3 protein-coding genes are annotated in these 1,350 nt (G+C 44.7%); all 3 read right to left on the reverse strand.

Annotated features, from left to right (window positions below):
• A partial coding sequence (locus ACZFYI_RS20390) for a Gfo/Idh/MocA family protein (protein ID WP_462525954.1) occupies positions 1-545 on the reverse strand: 545 nt, incomplete at its 3' end.
• Between the two features lie 18 nt (positions 546-563).
• Positions 564-980: a hypothetical protein gene (locus ACZFYI_RS20395; protein WP_462525955.1), complete on the reverse strand. Its 417-nt coding sequence runs from the start codon at positions 978-980 to the stop codon at positions 564-566.
• Between the two features lie 115 nt (positions 981-1,095).
• The coding region (locus ACZFYI_RS20400) for a hypothetical protein (protein WP_462525956.1) at positions 1,096-1,350 on the reverse strand (255 nt) is incomplete at its 5' end.

Here is a 1,350-nt window from a genome sequence, read left to right on the forward strand (position 1 = left end):
CGGGAAGTGGTGCCATAAGCCCTTGCACTTAAAGGGGATTTGGTGATTCCCAAAGTCTCAAATAGCGGAAACAAACTGTAATGTCCCATGTCGGCAACTGAACCTCCGCCAAACTCATACCATCCTCGGAAGACATTGTGGGTATAGTTGGGATGGTAAGGCATATCGGGAACAGGCCCCAACCATAAATCCCAATTGAATCCTGGAGGAATTGGCTTCGGTTCAGTCGGTCTTTTTGTCCACTGTTGCCACACAGGACGGTAAGACCAATTGTGGATTTCTCTGAGTTCACCGATCAGACCTTCATCCATCCAAGCCTTCATCTGCCGGTATTCGGGCCGGTCTGACCAAGCCAAAAGGTGGGTAATCACCCCGGTTTCCTTTGCTTTTTCGATGACTTTTCTTCCTTCCAATAGCCTATTTGAGATTGGTTTGTGGGTCACCACATGGATTCCCTGAGACATGGCCGCCAAAGCAATCGGCGCATGGGTATGGTCAGGTGTCATGATTTTGATGGCATCGATCCCTTTTTCTTTGGCAAACATTTCCCTGAAATCTTCATACTAGGCACAGCCTTTGTATTTTTTGGTGGATTTGTTCTTTCCATAATATTGCTCCACATAAGCCTGTCCGACATCCCGGCCTCCAGGGATTCCGGGGACATTGTCCCACCACGAGTCATCTCCCAAGACTTTGCGGATGTCATTGCGGATGCCATTGGCGGACCAATCGATATAGTCAGTGCTGAATTTGTTGGAATCACAGACTGCCACTACCCTGACTCTTGGATTTTGGAGCAAATCTCCCATTTCGCGCAGGCCTTGGGTCCCGCAGCCAATGTTGGCCACGGTAATCTGATCAGAGGGAGGAATTTTGCCGCTTCCGGCGATGACATGGGATGGGACGATGGAGATGGTCGCTGCGACGGCAGCTGCCGAACCGATAAATTCTCTTCGGTTGATTTTATTCGATTGGTCCATTGGGCTTACGTTATTGCAGGTCAATAAATTACCCAAAAAGAACCGAAATTACAATCTTCCTCTATAATGGAAAGATTAATATGGATATCATAAAGATTTAAAAAGTACATTCCGCTTAAAGCGCAACTGGTTCATAAATGAAAATCAATTGGAAAAAATCGAGTTTGGGATAAAATTCCTCTTGAATCATAACATTCTCCACTTTAAAATGAGCCATGAATGGGTGCAGTTTTTCAAATCTAGGAAACCATTTTTTCATTTGTTTTTCAACCTCCAAAGTGGCTTCTAAATGCCCCTCTGGAAAAAGGAAATAACTTATTCTTGGATCGACTTTTTTAATATTTTTTGAAAAAACCCGAAAATCTTTTGG

The organism is Aquiflexum sp., from assembly GCF_977115555.1.

What these genes read in the sequence shown, in the direction of transcription:
- ACZFYI_RS20395 (WP_462525955.1), bottom strand. Translation starts at nt 980, where the DNA reads ATGGACCAATCGAATAAAATCAACCGAAGAGAATTTATCGGTTCGGCA.